We start from the raw sequence: 26,625 nt of genomic DNA, 5'->3' as shown, positions 1-26,625 counted from the left end.
GGTTCAGTTCACCAGATCTGACGCAGCGCGCCGAGCATCTCCTCGCGGATCTCGCTGCGGCAGATGACGAAGTCCGGCATGTACGGATGCCGGTTGTTGTACACGATCTCCGACCCGTCGAGGCGACTGCAGTGCAGTCCGGCCGCCAGCGCGACCCCCACCGGCGCCGCGTTGTCCCACTCGTACTGACCGCCGGCGTGGACATAGGCATCGGCATCGCCGCGGACGACGGCCATCGCCTTCGCGCCGGCCGAACCGACCGGCACCATCTGCAGACCCAGTCGGTTCGCCACGTAACTGGTCTCATACGAGCCGCCCCACCGGGAGGTGACGAGACGCCGGGTCAGTTCGCCGGTGGTCTCCGCGACGGTGTCGGAACGGAACAGTTCACCCGTCGCGGGCAGCGACACCGACGCCTCGGTGACGATCCCGCTCTCGGTCAGCGCGACGTGTACGGCCCAGTCCGACGAGCCGCCGGCGAATTCCCTTGTGCCGTCCAGGGGGTCGATGATCCACACGCGCGACGCGGTGGCCCGGTCGCCGACGTCGGCGGCTTCCTCGGACAACACCGCATCGCGTGGCCGGTGTTTGCGGAGCACCGTCGAGATCCACGCCTGCGCAAGCGCATCGCCCACATCGCCGAGCATCGCGCCGCCGAGCAGGTCGCCCGAACGGATTCCGAGGAGTACTTCGCCGGCTCCCTGCGCGATCCGGGCGGCCAGCTCGGCGTCGGAAAGTCGGGAGTTCATCCCACAACTAGAGCACACTGGTGGCATGCCTGAGCTCCCAGAGGTGGCCGCCATCGCCGACTACGTCGACGGCCGTGCGGCCGGACTCCCGATCCGCCGGGTCGACGTCGCGTCGTTGTCAGTGCTGAAGACCGCGGACCCGCCCTACACGGCGCTGATGGACCGGATCGTCGAATCCGTCGGCCGGGTGGGGAAGTACCTGGTCATCCGTACCATTCCCGGCTCGGCGGCCACTGCGTCAGAGCCGTTGCTGCAGCTGGTCATCCATCTGTCGCGGGCGGGCTGGGTGCGGTGGAGCGAGGATCTGTCGCCCAAACCCCTGCGGCCGGGCGGGAAGAGTCCGATCGCCCTGCGCGTGCACTGCGGTCTACCCGGTGAGGGGTTCGACGTCACCGAGGCCGGGACGCAGAAACGACTCGCGGTGTGGCTGGTCCGCGACCTCGCCGACGTCGAACGGATCGCCGGTCTGGGACCCGACGCGCTCGAGCTGACGTCCGAACAGTTCGCCGAGATCCTCGCCGGCACCACCGGCCGGATCAAGAACGTGCTCACCGACCAGCACACCATCGCCGGGATCGGCAACGCCTACTCCGACGAGATCTTGCACACCGCACGCCTGTCGCCGTTCGCGTCGTCGAAAACACTGAAGGCCGACCAGGTCGCGACACTCTACGACGCCATGCGCGGCGTGCTCACCGACGCGACCGGGCGTCTGGAGGGGCAGGCCGTCGCGCGGCTGAAGTCCGAGAAGCGCACCGGTCTGCGCGTGCACGCCCGCACCGGCCTGCCCTGTCCGGTGTGCGGCGACATCGTCCGCGAGGTGTCGTTCGCGGACCGGTCCTTCCAGTACTGCGCCACGTGCCAGACGGGCGGGAAGGTGCTGGCGGACCGTCGGATGTCGCGGTTGCTGAAGTAGGTCGCGCCGGGCGACCGGGAAGGCAGAACTTACCGGCCGGTAGCCTGATCCTCGTGACGACACGGCAGAGGATTCTCATCACGGGTGCGAGTTCGGGGCTCGGGGAAGGCATGGCCCGACGCTTCGCCGCCCAGGGACGTTCGCTCGCCCTCGCGGCGCGCCGCCGCGAGAAGCTGGACGCGCTGGCCGGCGAACTGCGGCCCACCGCCGCACAGGTCGAGGTCGCGACGCTCGACGTCACCGACGTCGACGCCGTCCCCGAGGTCTTCGGGAGGCTGGCCGACGGTCTGGGCGGTCTCGACCGGGTCATCGTCAACGCCGGACTCGGCAAGGGCGCACCCCTCGGCACCGGCAAGGCCGCCGCGAACATCGAGACGGTGCAGACCAATCTCGTCGGCGCGCTGGCCCAGGCCGAGGCGGCGCTGGAGATCTTCCGCGCGCAGAACGCCGGGCACCTCGTGCTGATCAGCTCCATCTCGGGTGTTCGCGGCATGCCCAAGGCGCAGGCCGCCTATTCGGCGTCGAAAGCCGGGCTGACGGCGCTGGGGCAGGGACTCCAGGCCGAGTTCGCGTCGTCGCCGATCACGGTGTCGGTGGTCGCGCCGGGCTACATCGAGACCGATATCAACCGAGGCGTGCAGACGTCCCTGATGGTCGAGACCGACAAGGGCGTCGACGCGCTGGTCAAGGCGATCGAGGCGGAGAAGGACTGGGCCCCGGTGCCCGCGTGGCCCTGGACACCGATCGCGGCCGCGCTGAAGTTCCTGCCGGCGTCGGTCAGCCGCCGACTGGTCTGACTTGTGTAGTTCGTTCAGACAGTGGATGTTTCGCGTTCGACCCCCGGCGACGGGCTACCGTCACGGGATGGGTGTTCATCGGTTCGAGCGGCTGACGGCCGTCCTCGCCGCGTGCGCCGCGGGGTCTGGCGTTCTCGCGGGTTGTGCGCCTGCGGCACCGCACGATCGCGATCCGATGCCCTCGCCTCCGGCGTCGACGTCAGCGCCGCCGCCCTCCACCAAGATCGTGACCGCCGGACCACAGCGCGACGAGGGGCCGGTGATCAGACGGTTTCCGCTCCTGCAGGGCTCGGTGATCGAGGGCTGGACGGCCGGCACCCTCGGTGGCAACTCGTCGGACAGGGTCCCCGGACCATCCACCTACTGGTTCGACGCGGTCGTGCACGTCGGTACCGACCGCGCGGCAGCATGGGCGGGGCAGTACGACGCCGACCCGGTGGCCCCGCCTGACTCGGTGGCGGGCGCGTTGCGCGACCTGGTGCCGCCCGGCGGCTTTGTCGGCGGGCCCGCCCTCGACCGTGCGTTTTCGTCACCGGAGTGGCGCGCGACGGTGTACCTGTCGCTGACGACGGGTCGCGTGGTCGTCCTGGGTATCGACGACTGACCTGCGTAAGGTGGCCGTCGTGGCGAACAAGCAGGGACAAGTGGTGGCCTCGGGCGCGTTTCAGGTGTTCGGCGCTCGACAGCGGGATCAGGTCGGCGAACTGCTCGGCGAGATCTTCGACCGCACGGACATCGCGGCCTTGGGCTCCGACTGGCGGGGCATCGTCTACTTCACCCTCTCCGACGACGAGACCACCGCCGCCGACACGGTTCTCGGCTTCGACCCGTCGAGCGGGACCTCGGGTGAGCTGGCCACCGTCGACGAGGTGTCCGAGGCCGTCCGGACCGGTGACGTCGCCGAGGCCGTCGACGTGGCGAGCTTCGATGCATGGCGGGAGGCGACCGGTACCCGCGCCCTGGACATGGGTGCCTGCGTGCCACCCGCCCTGTATGAATTCCTCGGCGGTGATCCCGCCGAACGAGACGTCGAGCCAACCGATCTCGTCACCTACGTGGCGACCGCGGCCGCGATCATGGGCCGCATCCAGTCGCTCGGCGTCAAACCCGGGGACGAGATCCCCGATGCGGTCTTCGACGAGGAGTACTGGACCTAACCGCCGGTTGAGCCGCCCTTGTGCCGGTTGAGCTTGTCGAAACCCCCTCAGACCGCGCGGCCTCGCCGTTCCCGGTACCACGTGACGAGGGCGTCGGTCGACGAATCGTCGTGTGTGTCAGGCGCTTCCGACTGGATGAGGGTGTCGAGTAGTTCCTTGGCCTGGGTCTTGCCGAGTTCGACGCCCCACTGGTCGAAGGGGTTGATGCCCCAGATGGCGCCTTCGACGAAGACCTGGTGCTCGTAGAGCGCCACGAGCTGGCCGATCACCGAGGGGGTGAGCTGGGGGGCGAGGATCGAGGTGGTGGGGCGGTTGCCGGGCATCACCTTGTGGGCCACGACATGTGCGGGCACGCCCTCGGCGGCGATCTCGTCGGCGGTCTTGCCGAAGGCGAGCACCTTGGTCTGGGCGAAGTAGTTGCTCATCAGCAGGTCGTGCATGGAACCCGAGCCGTCGGGGGCGGTCGGCAGGTCGTCGGTGGGTTCGGCGAAACCGATGAAGTCCGCGGGCACCATCCGCGTGCCCTGGTGCAGCAGTTGGTAGAAGGCGTGCTGGCCGCTGGTTCCCGGTTCGCCCCAGAAGATCTCGCCGGTGTCGGTGGTGACGTGGTGGCCGCCGGCGGTGACCGACTTGCCGTTGGACTCCATCGTCAGCTGCTGCAGGTAGGCGGCGAAGCGGGCCATGTCGTTGCTGTAGGGCAGGACCGCGCGAACGCCGACATCCCAGAAGTTGTTGTACCAGAGGCCGATCAGGCCGAGGATGACCGGCGCGTTGCGTTCGAGGGGCTGGGTGCGGAAGTGCTCGTCGACCATGTGGAAGCCGTCGAGGAACTCGGCGAAGCGTTCCTTGCCGATCGCGGCCATCACCGACAGCCCGATCGCGGAGTCCACCGAGTACCGGCCGCCGACCCAGTCCCAGAAGCCGAACATGTTGTCGGTGTCGATGCCGAACTCCGCCACTTCGGCGGCGTTGGTGCTGACGGCGACGAAATGCTTTGCCACGGCGTCGGTGTCGGCGTCGAGCGTCTGCAGGAGCCAGGTGCGTGCGGCGGCGGCGTTGGTGAGTGTCTCGAGAGTGGTGAAGGTCTTCGAGGCGATGATGAACAGTGTCGTCTCGGCGTCGAGGTCGGCGAGGGTGCCGACCACGTCCGCGGGGTCGACGTTGGAGACGAAGTGGCAGCGGATCCCGGCGTCGACGTAGTGGCGCAGCGCCTGATAGACCATCACCGGACCGAGGTCGGAGCCGCCGATGCCGATGTTGACGACGTCAGTGATGGGTTTTCCGGTGTGTCCCCTCCACTCTCCGCTGCGGAGGCGGTCGGTGAACTCGCCCATCCGGGTGAGGACCTCGTGCACGTCGGCGACGACGTCCTGGCCGTCGACGGTCAGTGTCGCATCGGCCGGCAGGCGCAGCGCGGTGTGCAGGACGGCGCGGTCCTCGGAGGTGTTGATGTGGGCGCCGGCGAACATGTCGTCGCGGATCTCCTCGAGACCGACCTCGCGGGCCAGGCTCATCAGGAGTTCGAGCGTCTCGCGCAGCACCCGGTGCTTCGAGTAGTCGATGTGCAGATCGCCGACGTCGACGGTGAGTTCGCGCCCGCGTGCGGGATCGATCGCGAACACCTCACGCAGGTGCATGGCGTACACATGCGGCTGATGAGCCGCGAGCGCCTGCCAGGACTGCGTCGCGGTGATGTCGCCGTGGTCGGTGCCGGTGAAGTCGCTGCCAGGTGCCTGGGTGCTCATGACCACCAACCTTATGTGCTCGGCGTCGTGGCCGCGACGGTCGTCACACGTGGCGCGCAGGCGTCACCGGATCACCGCGTCGGTGTGCGAGGGGCCGGCGGGTCAGCGGCCCAGTGGCCCTCGCCCCAGACGCAGCAGCAGCATCGCGAGGGTGTGCCCCTCCTGGCCGAGATCCTGGAAGCGCTCGAGCACCTTCACCTCGCGGCTGTGGACCAGGCGGGGGCCGCCGGAGGCCATGCGTGCGGCACCGATCTTCTTCGACACCGCCGACCTGCGCTTGATCGCGGCGAGGATCACGGCGTCGAGCCGGTCGATCTCGAGCCGCAGCTGGTCGATGTCGTCGGGCAGGTCGCCGACCTCGGACGAGAGCTCGTACTTGTCGAGGTCGATCGAGTGCTCGAACGACGTGCCGCCGGAAGGGCGGGGGTCCTGAGCGCCGGGGCTGGGGCTGCGGTCGGTCACGCGCCCGATTTTGCCACGACGCCCCGCGACGACCCGCATGCGGCCGAGTCGCCCGACCCGACCACGACGCCGCTCGCGGCACATGGAAACTGGAGCGCATGCCCAACGCGCGGATGGTGTCCCTCGTCGCCCTGTCCCTGATCGTGGGTCAGCTGATCATCCGCGGCTGGCTCGTCGCGACGGGCAACTTCTACTGGGACGATCTGGTCCTCGTGGCACGCGCGTCGTCGAACCCGATCCTGTCCTGGGAGTACCTGGGCCACAGTCACGACGGGCACTTCATGCCGGCGGCGTTCCTGCTCGCCGGGGTGGCCACGTGGCTGGCACCGCTGAACTGGGCGCTGCCGGCGCTGATGCTCGTGGCGATGCAGGCGATCGCGTCGGTGGCGGTGTGGCGGATGGTGCGGGTCATCGCGCCGCGCGCCCGCATGGGTGCACTCGTCGCGCTCGCGTTCTATCTGTTCAGTCCGATGACGGTGCCCGCCTTCGCCTGGTGGGCGGCCGGCCTCAACACCCTGCCCCTGCAGGCGGCGATGGCGTGGATCGTCGCCGACGCGGTCCGCCTCGCGCGCGGTGACGTCGACGACGCGCGACGCCGGCTGGTGTGGATCCGCTCGACGATCGCCTTCCTGAGCGCGCTGGCGTTCTTTGAGAAGTCGTTGTTCATCCTCCCGGTGGCGCTGGTGGCCGCGGTCCTCGCGAACGGCGGTCCCCGCGCGACCACGGTGACGCTGCGGGCCGCCCGGGAGTTGTGGCTGGCGCTGACCGTCGTCGCCGCGTCGTGGGTGGCGGTGTACTTCATCACCACCGACCCGACGTCGGGTGAGCATTCGGTGGCGCAGACCGCGCGCCTGGTCTGGCGGTCGGTGACCGATGCGATCGTGCCGTCGCTCGTCGGCGGGCCGTGGGAATGGGAGCGGTGGACGCCGAGTCCGCCGACCGGCTTCCCACAGATGTGGATGATCGTCGGCGGCTGGCTGGTGCTGGCCGCGGTGACCTGGTGGGCGGTGGCCCGCAGACGCGGCGGCGCGGCGATCGTCGTGTCCGCGTTGATCTACGCCGTGGCCGCCCAGATCCCGGTGATGTGGAACCGGTCGAGCCCGCAGACGGCGATCGAACTCGCCCAGCACATGCGCTATCTCCCGGACACGGCGCTCGTGTTCACCATCGCTCTGGCCCTGCTGTGCGCCGCGCCGGCCCGGACCACCGAGGTGGGCGGACGGCATGCGCGCACGTCCGACGCCGAGGCCGGGCGAGATGAGGAGCGGTCGGCCGCGCTGCCCGCGTTCGCGTCCGCCGTCGGTGCGCTCGTCGTGGTGTCCGCGCTGGTGTCGCTGGTCTCGTTCTCGTCGTCGTGGCGGGACAACCCGACCGGCGACTACCTCGAGACCGCGACCGCATCGCTGCACGACGCCGCGACGCAGGGGCCGGGCGGCGTGACCATGCTCGACCAGTCCGTGCCCCTGGAGATCCTGCAACCCTTCGTCTACCCCGACAACCAGGTCAGCCGCATCTTCGGCCGCGTGGAACCCCGCCCCGACTTCGGGGTGGCCACCGACCGGTTGTTCGTGCTCGACACCGCGGGAAATCTCGTGCCCGGCGGCGTGACGCAGCGTCGCACCATCTACGCGGGGGCGGGGACCTGCCGGACCCCGGAGGTCGCCGGACCCACCCGACTGCGACTCGACGGTCCGCTCTTCTCCTGGCCCTGGACGATCGCGCTCAGCTACTGCGCGACCCGGGACGGCGAGATCGAGATCGCGCTCGCGGACGGGGAAGCGGTCCGGGCACCGGTCCGCGCGGGACTGGGGTCGGTGTATGTCCGGATCAACGGTGGCGGCGACCACGTCGATCTGCGGCCCCTGACGCCGGGGCTGCGGCTGCACACCGGTGCGGGGCGGGTGGGCGAGGCAGCCGAGGCCCGCTTCGCCGGCGGCTGAGGGCACGCCACGACGAGGGCGGACACCCGCTAGTCGTAGTGGAAGGCGGAGATGTTGTCGCTCTGGTTCTCCGCGGCGATGAGGGCTCGCAGCGCCGACGCGGTCTCCTCCTCGGCGACGAAGTAGACGACCTGCGCGTCGCCCGCCGCGGCGACCTGCTGCTCCATCTGCTTGCGGAGCACCTCGGTGCCTTCCCAGGACGGATCGAAGGTGCCGCCGACGATGTGGTCCTGATACCCCTCACCGAAGGTGATGTGCATGTTGCCGTCGGTGCCGATGCCGTCGAAGACGTAGTCGCCGCGCTTGATCGCGTAGTAGCTCGGCAGGCCGGTCACGCCGGAGCCGAACCGGGCCTGTGCCGGTTCCTTGTTGCCGGTGCGGACGTAGACGATCTCGGTGTTGGTCTGCTTCTCGTTGTTGTCGATGAGATCGTTCAGTTCGTCTGTGGTCGCGTCGATGAACGCGAGATAAGTGAAGGTGTACCGCGACGCGATGTTGGTGTCCGGCGGGAGGTTGGTCGCCGCGCAGCGGGTGGTTCCGTTGCGTCCGAAGTCGACCCGCAGGACCACCTTGCACTCACCGCCGACGGCGCCGGGCGGGCGGTTGCCGACCGCGAAGTTCAGCGTCAGGCCGTAGTTGAAGTGGCCGCGGACGTCGTCGGCGTACGGGCTGCCCTGCACGGTGTAGTCGAAGGCGCAGGACGAGGTGGTGCATGCACCCGTCTGGCGCGAGGACACCACCGGCTGCTCCATCCAGAGGCCGGGGGCGGGCACCGACAGCAGATCCGAGACGAGTGCACGCTGGTTCGCGAACACCTTCTGGGCCTGGTCGGCCGGCTGCAGGCTGACCGCGGCGTCGATGTCGTAGGTGACCGGGCCCTGCACGCTCTGACCCTTGACGTTCGTGACGTTCTTCGTCTCCGGGTCGAAGGTGACCTCCCACGCTCCGATCTTCACCTTGTCGTCGCCGACGAACTCGATCGGCGGGTCGGTGGTGGGCCAGCGCCGGGCGTCGGGGGTGCCCTTGTTGGGCGCCGGGAGCTCGGCCCCGAGCTGCGGCGCGTCGCCGTTCTCGATGTTGCCGATGTCGCCGGCGAGGTTGTCCGGGCCGAGGATCGTGCCCAGGCGCGGCAGGCTGGTGAAGCGGGTGGAGGCCCACTTGTTGTCGAGCGGGGCGGCGTCGAGATTCGTCTTCTCGGAGTCGACGAGGAGTTCGTCCCACAGGGCGCCGGGGGCGCTGAGGAACGGGCTGTTGCCGATCTGCCGGTACTCGCCCTGCTGTGAGCCCAGGGTGATCGTGCCCTCGGCGGTGTTCGACGTGGTGGCGATCAGGTCGTCGAATTCGACCGTCCCTTCGCCGCGCTCGTCGTCGTATTTGTAGGTGACCTTGCCGGTGAACTTCGCCGCCGGGCTGGTCGCCATCTTGAACAGCACCTCGTCGAGGCTCTTCTGCGCACGGAAGGCGGGGGTGGGCTCCACGGTGCCGGCGCTGCTGAACGGGACGAACGACAGGACGAGCGCGATGACGAGGGCCAGTGCTCCGACACCGAGGGCGATGGCGGCGGGGACGATGGACGGTCTCTTCATGGCGCCTCTTCCTGCTCGCCGGGGCGTCGTCGCCGCGTGCGAGTTGTTCGCAGACAGGGCACCCCGAGCCGGTGATACCGCGTCATATTAGCCGCGGGACACGGCGATCGGGGCCTCAACCCACGGGGCCGGTCGGCTGTTCGGTCGACCACGTGCCGGGGTGGAGCGGACCGGCCGACGGGGGTCTGTCGGCGGTGGCGGGTAACCTGGACAACCGATGAACAGCTCTTCTTCTGCCCCTCTTCTCGCCGGTCGCGCGGGCGCCGCTCCCTCGGGTGCGGCCGCCGACGACCGGGTCGCGCGCCTGCTCGACGGTCTCAACCCGCAACAGCGCGCCGCGGTGCTCCACGCCGGCGCGCCGTTGCTGATCGTGGCGGGCGCGGGTTCGGGCAAGACGGCGGTGCTGACCCGCCGGATCGCCTACCTGCTCGCCGCGCGGGACGTCACGCCCGGGCAGATCCTGGCCATCACCTTCACCAACAAGGCCGCCGCGGAGATGCGCGAGCGGGTCATCGACCTCGTCGGCCCCCGCGCCGCCTACATGTGGGTCTCGACCTTCCACTCCACGTGCGTGCGCATCCTCCGGGCGCAGTCGGGGTTGCTGGAGAAGATGAACTCCAATTTCTCCATCTACGACGCCGACGACTCGAAGCGGTTGTTCGGCATGGTCATCCGTGACCTCGACCTCGACCCCAAGAAGTTCAGCCCACGCGGGGTGTCGGTGGCCGTGTCGAACTTCAAGAACGAACTGATCTCGCCCGACGAGGCGCTGGCCGCGGCACCCGAGGACGACCCGACGTCGACGACGATCGCGCAGATCTACGCCGAGTACCAGCGCCGTCTGCGCGCCGCGAACGCCTTCGACTTCGACGATCTGATCGGGGAGACCGTCGCCCTGCTGCATCGGCATCCGCAGGTCGCGGAGTATTACCGGCGCCGGTTCCGTCACGTCCTCGTCGACGAGTACCAGGACACCAACCACGCGCAGTACGTGCTCATCCGCGAACTGGTGGGGGAGCAGACCACCGCGAGTGGTCTCGAGCCGTCGGAGCTGTGCGTCGTCGGCGACGCCGACCAGTCCATCTACGCCTTCCGTGGTGCCACCATTCGCAACATCGAGGAGTTCGAACGCGACTTCCCGTCCGCCGAAACCGTTCTGCTCGAACAGAACTACCGGTCGACACAGACGATCCTGTCGGCGGCCAACGCCGTCATCGCGCGCAACTCGAACCGGCGCGAGAAGAAGTTGTGGACCGACTCCGGTGACGGCGAACTCATCGTCGGCTACGTCGCCGACTCCGACCGTGACGAGTCGACGTTCATCGCCAAGGAGATCGAGGAACTCACCGACTACTCGATCGGCGGGTCGTCGAGTCACAAATACTCCGACATCGCGGTGTTCTACCGCACCAACACCGGCTCGCGTGCGATCGAGGAGGTGTTCGTCCGGCACGGGATTCCGTACAAGGTCGTCGGCGGCACCAAGTTCTACGAGCGCAAAGAAGTGCGGGATGTGGTGGCCTACCTGCGGGTGGTCGCCAACCCCGACGACTCGGTCAGCCTGCGCCGGATTCTCAACACGCCTCGGCGCGGTATCGGCGATCGCGCGGAAGCCTGCGTCGCCGTGCATTCGGAGAACACCGGACGGAGCTTCTACGAGTCGCTGATGGACGCTGCCGAGGGCAAGGTCGCATTGCTCAACACGCGGGCGGTCAAGCAGATCGGCGGGTTCGTCGAACTCATCGAAGGGCTCCGGTCGGACTTCCTGACCCACTTCGGCGAGGCCGGCACGGAGGACGCGGATGTGGCCTTCCTCGATGCCACCGAGGAGTCGGCCGACATCGGTGAACTCGTCGACGCGATCGTCGAGCGCACCGGCTACCGCGCCGAACTCGAGGCGTCCAACGATCCGCAGGACGGCGCACGCCTCGACAACATCAACGAACTCGTCGCCGTGGCACGGGAATTCAGTGCCGACGCCGCGCAGGTCGACGCCGATGCCGACGACCCCGACGTCGAGGTGGACCGCGAGGGCGAGCCCGAACCCGGTTCGCTCGCAGCGTTTCTCGAGCGGGTCTCACTCGTCGCCGACGCCGACCAGGTGCCGGATGAGGGCGAGGGCGTGGTCACGATGATGACCCTGCACACCGCCAAGGGCCTCGAGTTCCCGGTCGTCTTCGTCACCGGTTGGGAGGACGGCCATTTCCCGCATATGCGCGCGCTCGGCGATCCGGCCGAGCTGAGCGAGGAACGGCGCCTGGCCTACGTCGGGATCACGCGCGCCAAGCAGCGTCTGTACCTCACCCGGTCGGTCACCCGCGCCTCCTGGGGGCAGCCGGTGTCGAACCCGGAATCCCGTTTCCTGCAAGAGATCCCGCAACACCTCGTCGACTGGCGCCGAACCGAACCCAAGCGCTCCATGCGCGGCTTCGGCGGATCGTCGGGCGGCGTGTTCGGCCGCGACGGGGCATTCTCCGGTTCGGGTGGTTCGTCGATGGGCCGTGGCCGGTCGTCGTACTCGTCGGATCCGGCGCGCGGACGCAACAAGCAGGTTAAGCTCGACATCGGCGACCGACACAACCATCCGAAGTACGGGATGGGCAAGGTCGTGGCCAAGGAGGGCAGTGGCGCCACCGAGCGCGTGACGATCGACTACGGCGGCAGCGCGGGACGCGTCACGCTTCTCACCGCGGGCGGGATTCCCGGGGACAAGCTCTGAAGGCTGGATTGGCGTCGAGCGCGCGTCCGATCCCTGATCCGAAAGAAGTGACCCCTACTGCTCCCTGAGGAGCGCCCGGAGCTTGCGGAGGGCGCGTCACGAAGGGTCCTGGTGAGATGCGGTTGTGTCGTCTTCCGGATCAGGGAGCGGAGTGAAACGCTCGCCAGCTCATTCCCCGATTCGACTGGAAATTCTCGTCCCCGTCAGCATGGCCGAAGGGCAATGTGCCCTTCAATCATGCTGAGATGGACGAGAATTGAACGTCAGTTCGCAATCCGGCCAGGTATCAATACCGGATGCGCAGCGTGAGCGCGCTGGTATGGCGCCACCAAGCAACAAGAGGTGACCTGTAGAGCCTTCTGCTAGCCGGTGTAACCGGAGAGCTTCACGCCCTTGGCGGCGAGCCAGGGCACGGGGTCGATTTTGGTGTTGCCGTTCTTCCACACCTCGAAGTGCAGGTGCGGGCCGAACGAGAAGCCCTCGTTGCCCACCAGAGCGATGACGTCGCCGGCGGTGACGCGCTGGCCTTCGGTGACCAGGACGCCCGAGGAGGCCATGTGGCCGTACATGGTGACCGTGCCGTCGGCGGCCTGGATCTGAACCCAGTGGCCGTATCCCGACGCGGGCTCGGCCTTGATCACGACCCCGTCGGTGGCGGCGTGGATCGGGGTGCCGAGGGGAGCGGCCATGTCGATGCCGCCGTGCATGGTGCCCCAGCGCATCGCGAAGGCGGAGGTGAAGTCGTAGCTGCCGAGCGGGATCGGCGAGGTGAAGAGCGGGCGCCGGGCCAGGGCCTCGCGACGATCCTGGTCCGCCGCCATCTTGGCGCCCACACCCAGCTGGTTGGTGAAGACGTTCATCTGGTCGGTCTGCGCGGTCGCAGCAGCGACGCCGGGGCCCAGTTCCACGGGTGCGGCGCCCGGAGCGGTGGCGTCGTTGACGGCCGCGGCGTTCACGGGTGCGGGCGCCTCGTCGTTCGTGCCGACCTGAGCGACCGCGGCGACGGCCGCGCCGGCGGCCATGGCGATGAGGGCTGCGCGTCCGCCCTTGAGGGCGTTCGGCGGCGCCGCGATGCGGTGCTTGCCGCCACGTCGGACCCGTTGTCCGGCCGGATTCGTCCGGAAGGGGCGATGCTCGGTGTCGTCATCGAGATCGTCGAGCGAATGGAGTTCGCCCCCGTCGAAGCTGTCGAGCTCGGCGCCCTCGACGTCGAACGGCTCGTCGTGCCCGTACTGATCGAACTCGTGCTCGGGGATCAGGATGTCCTGAGTGATCTCCGAACGGGTGGGACGGTAGTAGCCCTGCCACGACGACGGCGTCCAGCCGGCGTCGGAGTGCTCGCGAGTGGAGGTGTCGGAGTCTGCGAAGTCGAACTCGAAGTCGGTGAGGTCGTACCCGGCCGCATCGTCGGTGTCGACGATGGGGATGATCGTGGTCATCTCTTCCGCTGTGACGTCATCGATCAACCCGCCCGATCGGACGCGGCCCGATCCGCGTGAGACACCGAGTCCCGCCAAATCGTCCACCTCATCTCTTCGCTACCGCATCTCGTCGCCAGCGGATCGAAGTCACCGTCCGTAATCCTTCTGTGACCACCGCTGAGAGCCGACGGTAACGAAATGATTGCGGCAAGTCCAACCGTAGAAAGCGACAAACCGGCATATTGTGAGCTGAGTCACAAGACTGGGTCGGCGAGTATAGAAATTGCCGGATTTTCTGTTCACTACAGCAAATTCAACCTGTGAAGACCGCGCGCCGATGGATTCTGCGGTCGTCGCAGTTCATGGGGTCGGACCGACGCTGTGGACCTCACGTCACGACGTCAATACTGTGAGAACCGACCGAGCGAGTGATCTGTCGCACAAGCGTAGGGTGCGCGCGGGGTGGCGATTCCCGACAGGTTTAAAGTCCGATATGGCCCGCATTACACCCTTGCGCGGGCAAATCTACGAGATGGTGAGCTGAATGGATCTCTTCGAATACCAGGCGAAGGAACTGTTCGCCAAGCACGGGGTTCCCACCACACCCGGTCGGGTGACCGATGATGCCGCCGATGCGCGGGCGATCGCCGAGGAAATCGGCAAGCCCGTGATGATCAAGGCGCAGGTCAAGACCGGCGGGCGTGGCAAGGCAGGCGGCGTCAAGTACGCCGCGACCCCGGACGACGCGCAGTCCCACGCTTCCAACATCCTTGGCCTCGACATCAAGGGCCACGTCGTCAAGAAGCTGCTGGTCGCCGAGGCCAGCGACATCGCAGAGGAGTACTACATCTCCTTCCTGCTCGATCGCACCAACCGCTCCTACCTGGCCATGTGCTCGGTCGAGGGCGGTATGGAGATCGAAGAGGTCGCAGCGACCAAGCCCGAGCGCCTCGCGCGGGTCGCCGTCGACGCCGTGAAGGGTGTCGATCTGGAAACCGCGCGCTCGATCGCCGAGCAGGGCCATCTGCCTGCCGAGGTGCTCGACGCCGCAGCGGTCACCATCGCGAAGCTCTGGGAGGTCTTCGTCAAGGAAGATGCCACCCTGGTCGAGGTCAACCCGCTCGTCCGCACTCCGGACGATCAGATCCTCGCCCTCGACGGCAAGGTCACCCTCGACGCCAACGCCGACTTCCGTCAGCCCGGCCACGAGGAGTTCGAGGATCGCGACGCCACCGATCCCCTGGAGCTCAAGGCCAAGGAGAACGACCTCAACTACGTCAAGCTCGACGGCGAGGTCGGCATCATCGGCAACGGCGCGGGCCTGGTCATGTCGACCCTCGACGTGGTCGCCTACGCCGGTGAGAAGCACAACAACGTGAAGCCCGCGAACTTCCTCGACATCGGCGGCGGCGCCTCGGCCGAGGTCATGGCTGCCGGCCTCGACGTCATCCTCGGCGACGAGCAGGTCAAGAGCGTCTTCGTCAACGTCTTCGGTGGCATCACCGCATGTGACGCCGTCGCCAACGGCATCGTCGGTGCTCTCGAGAAGCTGGGGTCCGACGCCAACAAGCCGCTGGTCGTCCGCCTCGACGGCAACAAGGTCGACGAAGGCCGCAAGATCCTGGCCGATGCGAACCACCCGTTGGTCACGCTCGCCGAAACCATGGACTCGGGCGCCGACAAGGCCGCCGAGCTGGCGAGCAAGTAAGGGAGCCACGGAATATGTCGATCTTTCTGAACAAAGACAACAAGGTAATCGTCCAGGGCATCACCGGCGGTGAGGGCACCAAGCACACCGCTTTGATGCTCAAGGCCGGCACCAACATCGTCGGCGGTGTCAACGCGCGCAAGGCCGGCACCACCGTGTCGCACGTCGACGCCGACGGCAACAACGTCGAGCTGCCGGTGTTCGCATCGGTCGCCGAGGCCATGAAGGAGACCGGGGCCGACACCTCGATCGCCTTCGTGCCGCCGAAGTTCTCCAAGGACGCCATCATCGAGGCCATCGACGCGGAGATCCCGCTGCTCGTGGTCATCACCGAGGGCATTCCGGTGCAGGACTCCGCCTACGCGTGGGCCTACAACGTGGAGAAGGGTGAGAAGACCCGCATCATCGGCCCCAACTGTCCCGGCATCATCACCCCGGGTGAGGCGCTGGTGGGCATCACGCCGAACAACATCACCGGCAAGGGTCCGATCGGTCTGGTCTCCAAGTCGGGCACCCTGACCTACCAGATGATGTACGAGCTGCGCGATCTCGGCTTCTCGACCGCCATCGGCATCGGCGGCGACCCGGTCATCGGCACCACCCACATCGACGCCATCGAGGCGTTCGAGAAGGATCCCGAGACCAAGCTGATCGTGATGATCGGTGAGATCGGCGGCGACGCCGAGGAGAAGGCAGGCGAATACATCAAGGCCAACGTGACCAAGCCGGTCGTCGGCTATGTCGCGGGCTTCACCGCCCCCGAGGGCAAGACCATGGGCCATGCCGGCGCCATCGTCTCCGGCGGTGCGGGCACCGCGCAGGGCAAGAAGGAAGCCCTCGAGGCTGCGGGCGTCAAGGTCGGCAAGACGCCGTCCGAGACCGCCGCGCTGGCGCGGGAGCTCTACGAGGCACTGTAAGAAGTCGCGAGAACCGAAGAACCCGAGCGGGTCTGCCCGCTCGGGTTTTTTCGTGGGCCGACCGACCGGATCGGCGCGTGCGATAATTCGTCGGTGAACTCCCCGGCGCGACGCGGCGCGATCTCCCAGCTGGCAGGGGAGTCGATGCGGTTCGCCGGGGTGGTGGTCGACGTCGCGGAACGTCTACCCCTCGCGGGCGGGGTCGTCGGGTCCGTCCGTGCGCGGCTGGCCGAGGCCGCCGACACCGCTGTCACCGTGGTGGTCTCGACGACGCGAGCCGTTCTGGGAGTCGTCATCCGTGAGGTCGTCGACGCATTGGTCGAGGAGGTCGACCTCACCGACCTCGTCCTCACCCACGTCGACCTGAAACGACTCATCAGCGAGGTCCTTGCACTCATCGACATCGACGAGGTGATCACCACGGTCGATCTCGATCGGGCTGTCGCACAGGTGGATCTGATGGCGGCGATCGATCTGGTGGACCTCGACAGGGTGATCGGCAAGGTCGATCTCGACTCCGTCGCCACCCGGATCGACATCGACGCGATCGCGGCCCGGATCGACATCGACGCCATCCTCGGGCGCGTCGACCTGATCGGACTCGCCGAAGAGATCATCGACGGTGTCGACCTCCCCGACATCATCCGGGAGGCGAGCACGTCGGTGACCGCCGATGTGATGACCGACGTGCGCAGCACCAGCGAACGTGCCGACGACGCGGTGGCCAACGCGGTCAACCGATTCTTGCGTCGCCGCGGTGCCGCGGCCATCGAGGCAGCTCCCGATGAGGAGGGGCCACGATGACCGCGGAACCGAAACCGACAGAGCCGCTGCAGAACTCGTCCCCGACGACGCCCGGTCTGCCGCCCGTGCACAAGGCCCATGCGGTGCAGGACCGGGACAAGAACGCGGGCATCGTCAGCCGGGGGATCGCCTCGTTCCTCGACCTGCTCGTCGTGTGGACGATCCTCGGCGCCGCCTACGCGGGCCTGTCCCTGATGAAGTTCGTCCTCGCGGTCAGCGAATTCTCGCTGCCCCAGGTGGATCTCATCTTCACGACGGCCGGCTTCGTGCTGGTGGCGGTGCTCTACCTCGCGACGTGCTGGGAGGTGTCCGGACGCACCCTCGGCGCGGTCGTGATGGGCTTGCGCGTGGTCAATTCGGAGGGGGCGCGCATCCGGCCGACCATCGCGGTCCTGCGGGCACTGCTCTGCACGTTCTTCGCGATCGGGCTGGTGTGGGTGATGGTCGACCGGCGTCGGCGGTCGATCGCCGACATCCTCCTCCGCACGCGGGTCATCTACTCTCGGTGACCGCCTTGAGCCGGCCCAGCCCCTTCTCGAAGTCCTTGCCCAACAGCTTGTCGAAGATGCCGAAGACACCGGCGACGCGACTGAAGATCGTCTGCCGGCCGACCATCGTCCACGACACCCGCGTCGCCTGACCCTGCGGAGTGAGTTCGAAGGTGACGGTGTTGGTGGCCTTCATCGGCTTCTCGAAGTCGAGGCGCACCTCGACCTCACGCGGCTCGTCGATGCGGATGATCTCCATGGCGCCGCGTCCGGCCTTCTTGTTTCCCGACCAGGCGTATTTCGCCCCGACACCGGACTCCGCGCCGGAGTACTCCCGGGACAGGTCCGGATCGACGTCCTCCCAGGGGGACCAGTGGACCCACTGGTGAAAGTCGGTCAGGTACGGGAGCACCGCACTGGGCGGTGCGTCGACGGTGATGGATCGGACGATGCGGAACGTGTCGGACATGAGGGCCCCCGGGTGGGTCGGTCGGAACGGAAAGGCTGACGAGAGTATGACACCGGGCGCCGACGGAAATCATCGCGTCGGGGCGTCGCGGAGATTGTCGACGTCAGGCCGGAGCCACCCGGCCGCGGCGGGATACGGTGTGAGGCATGGGTGAGCGGGCACGGCTGACGGCAACAGACCTGCGCGTGATGATCGTCGACGACGGTACGTGGGAACCGTGGGATGCGCCGGTCGGTGAGCCGGCCACGACGTCCGATGGCGCGGACGACACCTATGCCATCGAGCTCGGCCGGGCACGCCGAAAGAGCGGTTCGGACGAATCGGTCACCACCGGCGCCGGCGCGATCGGCGGCCGGCGAGTGGCGATCGTGCTGGGGGAGTTCGAGTTCCTCGGCGGGTCGATCGGGCGCGATGCGGGGGCCCGGATCGTCGCAGCGGTCCGACGCGCGACACGCGAACGACTTCCGCTGCTGGCGTTTCCCGCCTCCGGAGGCACCCGGATGCAGGAGGGGACCGCGGCGTTCCTGCAGATGGTCGCCATCACGGGTGCCGTGACCGACCACAAGGCCGCCGGCCTGCCCTACCTGGTGTACCTGCGTCATCCGACCACGGGCGGGGTATTCGCGTCGTGGGGTTCGCTCGGCCACATCACCTGGGCGGAACCCGGAGCGCTCATCGGTTTTCTCGGGCCGCGCGTCTACGAAGGCCTGTACGGGGAGCCCTTTCCGGCCGATGTCCAGACCGCGGAGAATCTGGTACGCACAACGGTTGTCGACGACGTGGTCGATCCCGTCGATCTGCCGGCCCGCCTCGCCGCGGTGCTGCGACTGCTCGACGCGCGTGACCGGCCGTCGTCGGACGACTCGGTGACGGTACGTCCGCAGCGCACGCAGTCGGGGGAGCCGGAGGACACCTGGGCCTGTGTGCTCGCCACCCGCGAGGCCGGACGCGCGGGCCTGGTCGAGTTCCTGGCCGGCGGGGATTCGGCGCCACTGTCGGATGCCGGGCCACTGCGCTTCTCGCTCAGCGACTTCGACGGTCGGGTCGCGTTGGTCGTCGGCTACGACCGGACGTCACAGGCGGCGGGCGACCTCCCGGGGCCGCGACATCTGCGCGAGGCGCGGCGGGCGATCATGGCGGCCGGCGACCTCGGACTCCCGGTGGTCACCGTGATCGACACCCCGGGCGCGGAACTGTCGGTCGTCGCCGAGGAGGGTGGCCTCGCCGCGCAGATAGCGCGCTGCACAGTCGAATTGCTCAGTGTGCGCGTGCCGACGGTCTCGGTCCTCCTCGGGCAGGGTGCGGGCGGCGCCGCGCTCGCGCTGTTCCCCGCCGACGTCCGGGTCGCGCGCGCCGACGCCTGGCTCTCGCCGTTGCCGCCCGAGGGAGCGAGTCTCATCGTGCACCGTGATCTCGGCCATGCCGGTGAGATGGCCTCGCGGCAGGGCATTCTCGCCGGGCGCATGGCCGCGCAGGGCATGATCGACCACGTCGTCGACGCCGGATCGGACGACGAAGCGCTGTCGGCGATCCGCGACTGGATCGGCCGGTACCTCGCGGGATCGCCGGTTCCGGACGACGAGGCACGGACGCGCGTGCCGGCGGCGGACGCTCGATGACCGACCGGATCGTCGCCGTCGGGGCGCTCATCACCGACCAGTCAGGGCGAATCCTGTTGATCCTGAGGCGAAACGAACCGTCCGCCGGACACTGGAGCCTCCCCGGCGGCCGGGTCGAACCCGGGGAGTCGCTGGAGCAGGCGGTGGTCCGCGAGGTCGAGGAGGAAACCGGATTGCGGGTGACGGTCGGCGAACCGGCCATCCGACTCGAGATCCCGGTCGGCGACGGACGGGTGTACGAGGTGCACGACTTCCGAGCCGAGATACGTTCTGGGGAACTGCGTCCAGGTGACGACGCCGCCGACGCGGCGTACTTCACACCGGCCGAGGTCCGTCGGGCGAAGGTCACGAACCGGTTGGTGGAGTACCTGGAGCAGGCCGGTGTGTTACCGCCGGAGTCGCCCTGACGGGTCGTCGGTGACGGTCCCGGCGCAGCGGGGTCGACGTGGTGCACAGAAGTGGTTTTGTGCAGGATGGAGACATGACCGATCTACTGCCCCTGGACCCTGACCAACTCCTCACCACCACCCGCTCGGTGCGCAAGCGTCTCGACTTCGAGCGTCCCGTGCCGCTCGACGTGGTCAAGGAGGCGCTCGAGGTCGCGTTGCAGGCGCCGACCGGCAGCAACAGCCAGACCTGGCACTGGATCGTGCTCACCGATCCCGACCTGAAGCAGAAGGTCGCGGATTACTACGCACAGTCGTTCGCCAAGTACTACACCGGCCAGGCTCCGCGGGACGAGACCGGTAAGCGCGTCGCGTCCAGTGCCCAGTACCTCGCCGACACGATGGGGCAGGTTCCGGTGCTGGTCATCGGCGCCATCTACACCGGCGGTGACCTGCCGGCTGGTAACCAGGCCGGTGTCTGGGGCTCGTTGCTGCCGGGCGCCTGGAGCCTGCAGCTGGCGTTGCGTGCCCGCGGCCTCGGGTCGGCGTGGACGACCCTCCATCTCAACTACGAGAAGGAGGTCGCCGAGCTTCTCGGAATCCCGGCCAACATCCATCAGGGCGTGTTGCTGCCGGTGGCCTACAGCAAGGGCACCGATTTCAAGCCTGCGCCGCGCAAGCCCCTCGACTCGGTACTCCACATCGACGGTTGGTGAGTGCGGGGTGCCGGGTCACGGCTGATCCGGCACCTCACACCGCAGTGCCGCCAACGCCATCGCGGTGAGGAGGCGGCGCAGTCCGTGCTGGTCGAAGTCGGGCAGGCGCGGCGAGGAGTTGAGCAACCCGAACATCGCGTGCACGCGCACGCGGGCTTCGTCGCGGTCGAGCGTGCCCCCGTTCTCGTCGGTCACCGCGAGGAGCACATCCACCCACCGCTCCACGTAGCGGCGCTGCAACAGCCGGACCCGGTGGTTGGCGTCCGGGGTCATCGACGGCAGGTCCCGATCCTGCACCGTGATGAGGTCGGGACGGGTGACGAGTACGTCGATGTGAAAGCCGATGAGCGCGACCAGCGTTTCCGACGGCGAACCGCCGCGGTCGGCGACCGCGGCACCGCCGTCGTGCAGTCGCTGACTGATGTCGATGAGCATCTCGTCGAGCAACTCGGTCTTGGAGGAGAAGTGGCGGTACATCGCCGGGCCGCTCACCCCGACCGCTCGTCCGATGTCCTCCAGTCGCACGCCGGCGAATCCGCGCTCGGCCATCTGGTGGGCGGCGGCGGACAGCAATTCCGCACGACGGGCCGCCTTGGCCTGGGTTCGGCGCGTCGGCGGACGATTCGTGATCTCCGATTCGTCCTCGCGCGGTTCGTGCGTCGCGGACATCGATCCCGAACTCTACGCGTTCACGCGTGCGGACGAGATGCAGCGCGGCCGTCGTCGACGCGCGGATCCCGGTGTGGGTGACCCGGTCGAATGAAAACTGTGCGGGCCGCTGCTTCAGGGGCCGGGCAGGGCTTAGTCTTGCGCATGATCGCGCGCCGGACGGCGGGCGCAGAACAGTCCGAAAGGGCGGCGGGCCGAGTCCCGCAGCAGCGACGAGGAGCCGACCGTGAACCCAGGCGAACCACAGCACCCCGGCGGTCAGTGGTCAGGCGTTCCGCAGGGCCCGCCGCAGACCGGGGGCTTCGCCGGCAACCAGGATCAGACGGCCCACGTCCAGCATCCCGGCACCGGGAGTCTTCCCGGTCAACAGTGGACCACCGGCGCGCCGTACCCGCCTCCCGGTTGGGGACAGCCGGCCCGCGGGCCACGTGCCGACCTGTCGGTGATCTTCGCGCTGGCCTCCGCGGTCGCGGGGGTGGTCACGTACTTCATGGGCTTCCTCGGGTGGATCTCGGTCGGGGTCGGTGCCGAGGAGGAACTCAACCGTTGGGGAACGGATTTCGAGGAAGGGCAGGGCGGCATACCCGCGTACTTCTCCTACGAGATCGTCCTGAACCCCGGCAAGTTCTTCATCCTGCTCGGGGTCGTCGGCATCGCGGCGACGTTCGTGCTGGTTCCGAGCTATCGCAAGGCGCTGCCGTTCCTCGCGGTCGTCGGAGTCGCCGCGTGGCTGGCCCTGTTCGCCGCGGCACTGATCACGCCGCCGTTCCTCGACCTCGGTGCCGGTGCGATCGTCGGGCTGATCCTGGGATTCCTGCAGGTGGCGCTGCTCATGGCAGCGGCGTTCTTGTACGGTCTGAAGAAGGATGACTCGCCCAACCGGGGATGACGGCCCCGACGATCCGATCGTTCGCCTCCTGCGTCGTGCGGGATGTGTCTTCGCCGACGAAGAAGCCGCGCTGCTTCGCGAACACACCACCAGCGCAACCGAACTCGACGCGCTCTGTGCCCGACGCGTGGCCGGCGAGCCGATCGAGCATCTGGTGGGATGGGTGCAGTTCGGCGAGTTGCGGTTGTCCGTGGGCACGGGCGTCTTCGTGCCGCGGCAGCGTTCCCTGTTGTTGGCGCGCACCGCGATCGCCGCAGCAGATGCGTGCCGGTCGCCGACCGTACTCGAGGCGTTCTGTGGTGTCGCACCCATCGCCGCGAGTGTTGCGGCCGCGGTGCCCGGCGCCGAACTGCATGTCGTCGATGCCGACGCCACCGCGCTCGGCTTCGCGCGCCGAAACCTGCCGGGCGGGACCGGGATTCACCTCGGTGCCGGGCTCGTCCCGCTGCCGCCAGCACTACGCGGCCGCCTGGACGTGATCGCCGCAGTACCTCCCTACGTGCCCGAGTCTGCGCTCGGACTGCTGGCGCCGGAGGCGCGGGATCACGAACCGCGCGGCGCGCTGCTCGGCGGCCGGGACGGCCTCGACCACGTCACGGCGTTGATCGCCGACGCCCGGAGATGGCTTGCCGTCGGTGGCGAGTTGCTGATCGAGATGAACACCGCCCAGTACGACCTGGTCGCCGTCGCCCCGCCGACCAGAGCGCACTACGAGTGCGAGGTCGTCGCGGGCGACGACGGCCAGACCGCCGTGGCGCGTCTTCGGCGGGCACGCTGAGGCCGGATGGAAACCACCCTCCAGCGGTGGCCCGACGCGCGCCTCATGGGCGTCGGGTGCGCTGTAACGGGCGGTTTTCAGTTGCGCTAGCTCGAAAGCCTCAGATCCCCAGCACCTCCCGCTGCCGTGCGACCGCTTCCCGGTAGCGCTCGACGTTGGCCATCTTGATCCCCTCGTAACCCCGGACCATGTCCGGTAGTTCCGCGAGGTCGACGACCGCGGGTAGTCGGTCCGCGCCGATGCGACCACTGGCGAGCGCATCGAGCACGGCGTCGACGAGTTCCCGGTATTCGATGACCAGCGCACGTTCGGTGCGACGGATCTCGCTGCGGCCGAACGGGTCCAGTCGCGTTCCCCGGAGACGCTTCATCTTCGCGAGCGCGGTCAGCGGGGTGTCGGCCCACGATCCCAGCGCCAGCTTCTCGCGCATCCCCATACTCCGCAGGGTCGGCGGATGGAGCCGCACCGCGACCTCGGCGTCGGCGCCGAACTCGTCGGCGATGCGCGCGGCGAACGCCGGGTCCTGCGTGAGCCGGGCGACCTCGTACTCGTCCTTGTAGGCCATCAGCTTGAACAGGTTCCGGGCGACGGCGGCGGTGAGCGAGGGGTCGGATGCGACGCGTCGTACGCGGTCGACCGTGTCGAGGTAGGTTCGCGCGTATTTCTCGTCGGAGTGGGCGGTCAGCTCGTCGTACCGGATCGCGATGGTGCGCCGGAGGTCGGCGTCGATATCCCCGAGCGCGCTGACCACCTCGAGGGCGTGGCGGCTCGGTTCGATCTCGGCGACCCCGCGACCGTGCAGTCCGTCGATGGTGCCGGACACGGAGTCGGGATCGGCCACGACCTGCCGCCCGCGCCGGAACGCCTGGACGTTCGCATCCACGGCCACGCCGTTGAGCTCGATCGCCCGCTCGATGGATTCCGCCGAGATGGCCAGCGCCCCGGCTTGATACGCAGCACCGACCATCAGCATGTTGGCGTACTGCTCGTCGCCGAACAAGGCTGTCGACACCGCTCCCGAATCGAGGTACACAGTCCGCGCGACCCGGGAGTCGACCGCGGAGTGGACGGCGGAGTCCGCCGGGAACCCGACCGAGGTGTCGATGACCATCAACCCGGTCGGCACCTGGGTGGTCGAGACGATCGCGACCGTCTTCTCGGGAGCGGTGACCTTGAGGTTGACCGGGTCGGTACCGACCAGCGGGTCGCACACGAGGTACAGGTCGCAGTCCTCGGACGCCACCTTCGCCGCCTGCTCCAGCGGATGCGGGGCCACCTTGATGTCGCTGACCACGGCGCCGCCCTTCTGCGCGAGCCCGGTCATGTCGACGGTCCGGGCCGAGTGGCCGTCGAGGACGGCAGCGGTGGCCAGGACCTGGGACACGGTCACCACGCCGGTACCGCCGATACCCGTGATGCGCAGGGAGAAGGTGTCGCGGATGGCGGGGACCGCGGGCATCGGCAACACGGTGTCCGCCAGATCGGCTGCGCGCGTGCGGATGCGGTCGGTGCCCGGGGTGACCGTGACGAACGACGGGCAGTCGCCCTTGAGGCAGGAGAGGTCGAGGTTGCACGAACTCTGGTCGATGCGCGTCTTGCGTCCGAACTCGGTCTGGACCGGGTGCACCGAGAGGCAGTTCGACTTCTCGCCGCAGTCGCCGCACCCCTCGCAGATGCGTTCGTTGATCAGGACGCGACGAGTGGGGGTGGGCATGGCGCCGCGCTTGCGCTTGCGGCGCTTCTCGGCGGCGCAGTGCTGATCGTGGACGAGCACCGAGACGCCCGCGACGCCCGCGAGTTCGGTCTGTACCTCGAGCAGGTCATCGCGGTGGCGAACCTCGACGGTGTCGGGGAGTCCCAGCGTACGAACGTGTTTCGGGTCGTCGGAGGTGACCACGACCCGGCTGACGCCTTCGTCGAGCAACAGTGACGTCAACCGCGGCAGGGTCATCCCGCCCACCGGATCCTGTCCACCGGTCATCGCGACGGTGCCGTTGTAGAGCAGCTTGTAGGTTATGTTCGCGCCCGACGCCACGGCGGCCCGCAACGCCAGCGACCCCGAGTGCGAGAAGGTTCCGTCGCCGATGTTCTGCACGAAGTGGTCCGCGGACACGAACGGGGCCATGCCGATCCACTGCGCGCCCTCGCCGCCCATCTGGGTGACCCCGGCGATGTCGCCGACCTGCCGGGGATCCATCAGCAACACCATCGCGTGACAACCGATGCCGGCGCCGACCAGGGTGTTCTCGGCGACCTTCGTCGAACTGTTGTGGGGGCAGCCGGAGCAGAAGTACGGCGTGCGCACCGCCAACGGGAGTTCGATGCGGGTGCGGCGAGCGGCTTTGCGGTCGAGCCAGATCCGCGCGGCGTCGACCCCGTGGCGGGCGAGACGGTCGGCGAGTCCTCGGGTCACCGCGTCGACGTCGAGTTCGCCGAAGCGGGAGAACAAGGTCGATCCGTCTTCATGCACCTTCCCCACGATGCGCGGGGCCCGCGGGTGGCGGAACAGGATGTCGCGCATCATCGTCTCGATGAAGTCGCGCTTCTCCTCGACCACGATGACCACGTCGAGATCGCCGGTGGCGGTGTCGAACATGAAGCGATCCAGGATCTCTCGCTCGATCGGGTAGACCATGCCGAGCTTGAGGATGCGGATTCCGAGCCGGCGCAGATCCTCGTCGTCGATCCGCATCAGTCGCAGTGCTTCCCGGAGATCGAGGTAGGTCTTTCCCGCGGCGACGATGCCGATGCGGTCGTCGGGACTCGAGACCACGATCCGGTTGAGGCCGTTGAGCCGTGCGTACTCCTGCGCACGCGGGAGCCGGGTGGTCAGCTGATTCTGTTCGAGTTCCATGAGATGGGCGCCGAGCAGTCGTCCGCTGGGCACGTGGGGGCTCGTCCCGAGGTCGCCGTAGACGGGCACTATGCGGTCCGGGTCGACGCGTGCGGTCGACGCGCCGTCCGCGACGTGCGCGGAGATCTTGAGCGAGGTCCAGACCCCGCTGGTGCGACTCATGAGCGCCGCATGGACACCGAGATCCAGGATGTCCTGGGAATCGGCCGGATAGAGGATCGGGATGTAGAGGTCGGCCAGCGCCATCTCCGACGCGCACGGGACCGTCGAGGATTTCGCGCCCGGGTCGTCACCGACGAGCGCGACCGCGCCACCGGCGGAATGGGTTCCGATGAGGTTCGCGTGCCGCAGGGCGTCCGTCGCGCGGTCGAGACCGGGCGCCTTGCCGTACCAGTATCCGACGACGCCGTCGCGGGGGAGTCCGTCCGCGGACGGCGTCAATTCGGCACCGCCGATGACCTGTGCGGCGAGCTGTGAACCCATCACCGAGGTCGCGGCGAGCTCTTCGTTGAGACCGGGCCGGTGGATGACGTCGTACGGGGCGAGATGCTCGTGCCGTCGGGCGAGTTCGAGATCGTAACCGGCGAGGGGAGAGCCCTCGTAGCCGGAGATGAACGAGGCGGTCCGAAGGCCGGAACGGCGGTCGACGCGAGCGCGGTCGCGGACCATGCGTACCAGGGCCTGGATGCCGGTGAGGTAGATGTCACCGGACTCGCGGGTGTAGCGGTCGTCGAGCGAGAACCCGGTGGCTGCCGTCTCGGGCGGCGTGCCGGGGGTCGGGACGTGCTCGGAGCGAGCGCGGTCGTCTGCGAGGGTCATGGGGTCACCTGGCCTTC

Annotated in this window: 23 protein-coding genes; 15 read left to right on the top strand and 8 right to left on the bottom strand. The window is 68.3% G+C overall.

What is annotated here, in order from left to right; translation table 11 throughout:
* Positions 1-8 precede the first annotated feature (8 nt).
* Positions 9-749 (bottom strand): 3'(2'),5'-bisphosphate nucleotidase CysQ, encoded by a 741-nt coding sequence (locus JW364_RS11005; RefSeq protein WP_058251552.1) that lies wholly within the window; start codon positions 747-749, stop codon positions 9-11.
* A gap of 25 nt (positions 750-774) precedes the next feature.
* Here JW364_RS11005 and JW364_RS11000 point away from each other — a divergent pair, with 25 nt between their 5' ends.
* The 4 genes from JW364_RS11000 (at position 775) to JW364_RS10985 (ending at position 3,619) form a co-directional block, all read left to right on the top strand.
* On the top strand, positions 775-1,665 hold the full coding sequence (locus JW364_RS11000; protein WP_058251551.1) for a DNA-formamidopyrimidine glycosylase family protein: 891 nt from the start codon (positions 775-777) through the stop codon (positions 1,663-1,665).
* Between the two features lie 53 nt (positions 1,666-1,718).
* Positions 1,719-2,462 (top strand): SDR family oxidoreductase, encoded by a 744-nt coding sequence (locus tag JW364_RS10995; RefSeq protein WP_205333566.1) that lies wholly within the window; start codon positions 1,719-1,721, stop codon positions 2,460-2,462.
* Positions 2,463-2,529: 67 nt separating this feature from the next.
* Entirely contained in the window at positions 2,530-3,066 is a 537-nt protein-coding gene (locus JW364_RS10990) for a hypothetical protein (protein ID WP_078113406.1), read from the top strand.
* A 19-nt stretch (positions 3,067-3,085) separates the two neighbouring features.
* Positions 3,086-3,619, top strand: coding sequence for a hypothetical protein (locus JW364_RS10985; RefSeq protein ID WP_205333565.1), 534 nt, complete (start codon positions 3,086-3,088; stop codon positions 3,617-3,619).
* 47 nt (positions 3,620-3,666) lie between these two features.
* Here the strand turns inward: JW364_RS10985 and pgi are convergent, their stop codons facing one another.
* Both pgi and JW364_RS10975 read right to left on the bottom strand, forming a co-directional pair.
* Positions 3,667-5,364 (bottom strand): glucose-6-phosphate isomerase, encoded by a 1,698-nt coding sequence (gene pgi / locus JW364_RS10980; RefSeq protein WP_205333564.1) that lies wholly within the window; start codon positions 5,362-5,364, stop codon positions 3,667-3,669.
* 102 nt (positions 5,365-5,466) lie between these two features.
* The gene (locus JW364_RS10975) at positions 5,467-5,826 is read right to left on the bottom strand and encodes a chorismate mutase (protein ID WP_033203695.1); all 360 of its coding nucleotides are present in this window, start codon (positions 5,824-5,826) and stop codon (positions 5,467-5,469) included.
* 98 nt (positions 5,827-5,924) lie between these two features.
* Between JW364_RS10975 and JW364_RS10970 the strand changes: the two genes are divergently transcribed.
* Positions 5,925-7,766 (top strand): hypothetical protein, encoded by a 1,842-nt coding sequence (locus JW364_RS10970; protein ID WP_205333563.1) that lies wholly within the window; start codon positions 5,925-5,927, stop codon positions 7,764-7,766.
* Positions 7,767-7,795: 29 nt separating this feature from the next.
* Here JW364_RS10970 and JW364_RS10965 read toward each other — a convergent pair whose 3' ends face one another.
* Complete coding sequence (locus JW364_RS10965; protein ID WP_205333562.1) at positions 7,796-9,352, bottom strand: hypothetical protein; 1,557 nt, start codon at positions 9,350-9,352, stop codon at positions 7,796-7,798.
* 217 nt (positions 9,353-9,569) lie between these two features.
* Here JW364_RS10965 and JW364_RS10960 point away from each other — a divergent pair, with 217 nt between their 5' ends.
* On the top strand, positions 9,570-12,071 hold the full coding sequence (locus JW364_RS10960) for a UvrD-helicase domain-containing protein (RefSeq protein WP_159370325.1): 2,502 nt from the start codon (positions 9,570-9,572) through the stop codon (positions 12,069-12,071).
* A gap of 362 nt (positions 12,072-12,433) precedes the next feature.
* Here JW364_RS10960 and JW364_RS10955 read toward each other — a convergent pair whose 3' ends face one another.
* Positions 12,434-13,597: a M23 family metallopeptidase gene (locus JW364_RS10955; protein ID WP_065631782.1), complete on the bottom strand. Its 1,164-nt coding sequence runs from the start codon at positions 13,595-13,597 to the stop codon at positions 12,434-12,436.
* 439 nt (positions 13,598-14,036) lie between these two features.
* Between JW364_RS10955 and sucC the strand changes: the two genes are divergently transcribed.
* The 4 genes from sucC to JW364_RS10935 all read left to right on the top strand — a co-directional run bounded on the left by sucC (position 14,037) and on the right by JW364_RS10935 (position 17,430).
* Positions 14,037-15,200, top strand: coding sequence for an ADP-forming succinate--CoA ligase subunit beta (gene sucC / locus JW364_RS10950; RefSeq protein ID WP_010843609.1), 1,164 nt, complete (start codon positions 14,037-14,039; stop codon positions 15,198-15,200).
* Positions 15,201-15,214: 14 nt separating this feature from the next.
* The gene (gene sucD / locus JW364_RS10945) at positions 15,215-16,117 is read left to right on the top strand and encodes a succinate--CoA ligase subunit alpha (RefSeq protein WP_058251543.1); all 903 of its coding nucleotides are present in this window, start codon (positions 15,215-15,217) and stop codon (positions 16,115-16,117) included.
* 93 nt (positions 16,118-16,210) lie between these two features.
* Positions 16,211-16,921 carry a hypothetical protein gene (locus tag JW364_RS10940; protein WP_307814771.1) on the top strand — a complete coding sequence of 237 codons (711 nt, stop codon included), beginning with the start codon at positions 16,211-16,213 and terminating at the stop codon, positions 16,919-16,921.
* Entirely contained in the window at positions 16,918-17,430 is a 513-nt protein-coding gene (locus JW364_RS10935) for an RDD family protein (RefSeq protein ID WP_240198950.1), read from the top strand. The genes JW364_RS10940 and JW364_RS10935 overlap by 4 nt, the downstream gene beginning before the upstream one ends.
* Here JW364_RS10935 and JW364_RS10930 read toward each other — a convergent pair.
* Complete coding sequence (locus tag JW364_RS10930; protein ID WP_205333561.1) at positions 17,414-17,878, bottom strand: SRPBCC family protein; 465 nt, start codon at positions 17,876-17,878, stop codon at positions 17,414-17,416. The two genes, JW364_RS10935 and JW364_RS10930, sit on opposite strands and share 17 nt — an antisense overlap.
* Positions 17,879-18,024: 146 nt before the next feature.
* Between JW364_RS10930 and JW364_RS10925 the strand changes: the two genes are divergently transcribed.
* From JW364_RS10925 to JW364_RS10915, 3 genes are all read left to right on the top strand, one after another.
* Entirely contained in the window at positions 18,025-19,497 is a 1,473-nt protein-coding gene (locus JW364_RS10925; RefSeq protein ID WP_205333560.1) for a carboxyl transferase domain-containing protein, read from the top strand.
* A complete protein-coding gene (locus JW364_RS10920; RefSeq protein ID WP_205333559.1) occupies positions 19,494-19,904 on the top strand; it encodes an NUDIX hydrolase in 411 nt (136 codons plus the stop codon). Before JW364_RS10925 ends, JW364_RS10920 begins: the two co-directional genes overlap by 4 nt.
* Positions 19,905-19,978: 74 nt before the next feature.
* Positions 19,979-20,599 (top strand): nitroreductase family protein, encoded by a 621-nt coding sequence (locus tag JW364_RS10915; protein WP_065631790.1) that lies wholly within the window; start codon positions 19,979-19,981, stop codon positions 20,597-20,599.
* 15 nt (positions 20,600-20,614) lie between these two features.
* Here JW364_RS10915 and JW364_RS10910 read toward each other — a convergent pair whose 3' ends face one another.
* Positions 20,615-21,268, bottom strand: coding sequence for a TetR/AcrR family transcriptional regulator (locus JW364_RS10910; protein WP_205333558.1), 654 nt, complete (start codon positions 21,266-21,268; stop codon positions 20,615-20,617).
* Between the two features lie 226 nt (positions 21,269-21,494).
* Here JW364_RS10910 and JW364_RS10905 point away from each other — a divergent pair, with 226 nt between their 5' ends.
* Together JW364_RS10905 and JW364_RS10900 are read left to right on the top strand one after the other, a co-directional pair.
* Complete coding sequence (locus JW364_RS10905; protein WP_205333557.1) at positions 21,495-22,157, top strand: DUF5336 domain-containing protein; 663 nt, start codon at positions 21,495-21,497, stop codon at positions 22,155-22,157.
* Positions 22,135-22,935 carry a methyltransferase gene (locus JW364_RS10900; RefSeq protein WP_205333556.1) on the top strand — a complete coding sequence of 267 codons (801 nt, stop codon included), beginning with the start codon at positions 22,135-22,137 and terminating at the stop codon, positions 22,933-22,935. The genes JW364_RS10905 and JW364_RS10900 overlap by 23 nt, the downstream gene beginning before the upstream one ends.
* Positions 22,936-23,035: 100 nt before the next feature.
* Here the strand turns inward: JW364_RS10900 and JW364_RS10895 are convergent, their stop codons facing one another.
* A complete protein-coding gene (locus tag JW364_RS10895; RefSeq protein WP_205333555.1) occupies positions 23,036-26,608 on the bottom strand; it encodes an indolepyruvate ferredoxin oxidoreductase family protein in 3,573 nt (1,190 codons plus the stop codon).
* Between the last annotated feature and the right edge of the window lie 17 nt (positions 26,609-26,625).

The sequence above is a fragment of the Gordonia sp. BP-119 genome, from assembly GCF_016924115.1.
GTDB classification, from domain to species: domain Bacteria; phylum Actinomycetota; class Actinomycetes; order Mycobacteriales; family Mycobacteriaceae; genus Gordonia; species Gordonia hongkongensis.
The sequence above is the reverse complement of the archived record's forward strand: the minus strand, read 5'-3'. Positions and strand labels throughout refer to the sequence as shown.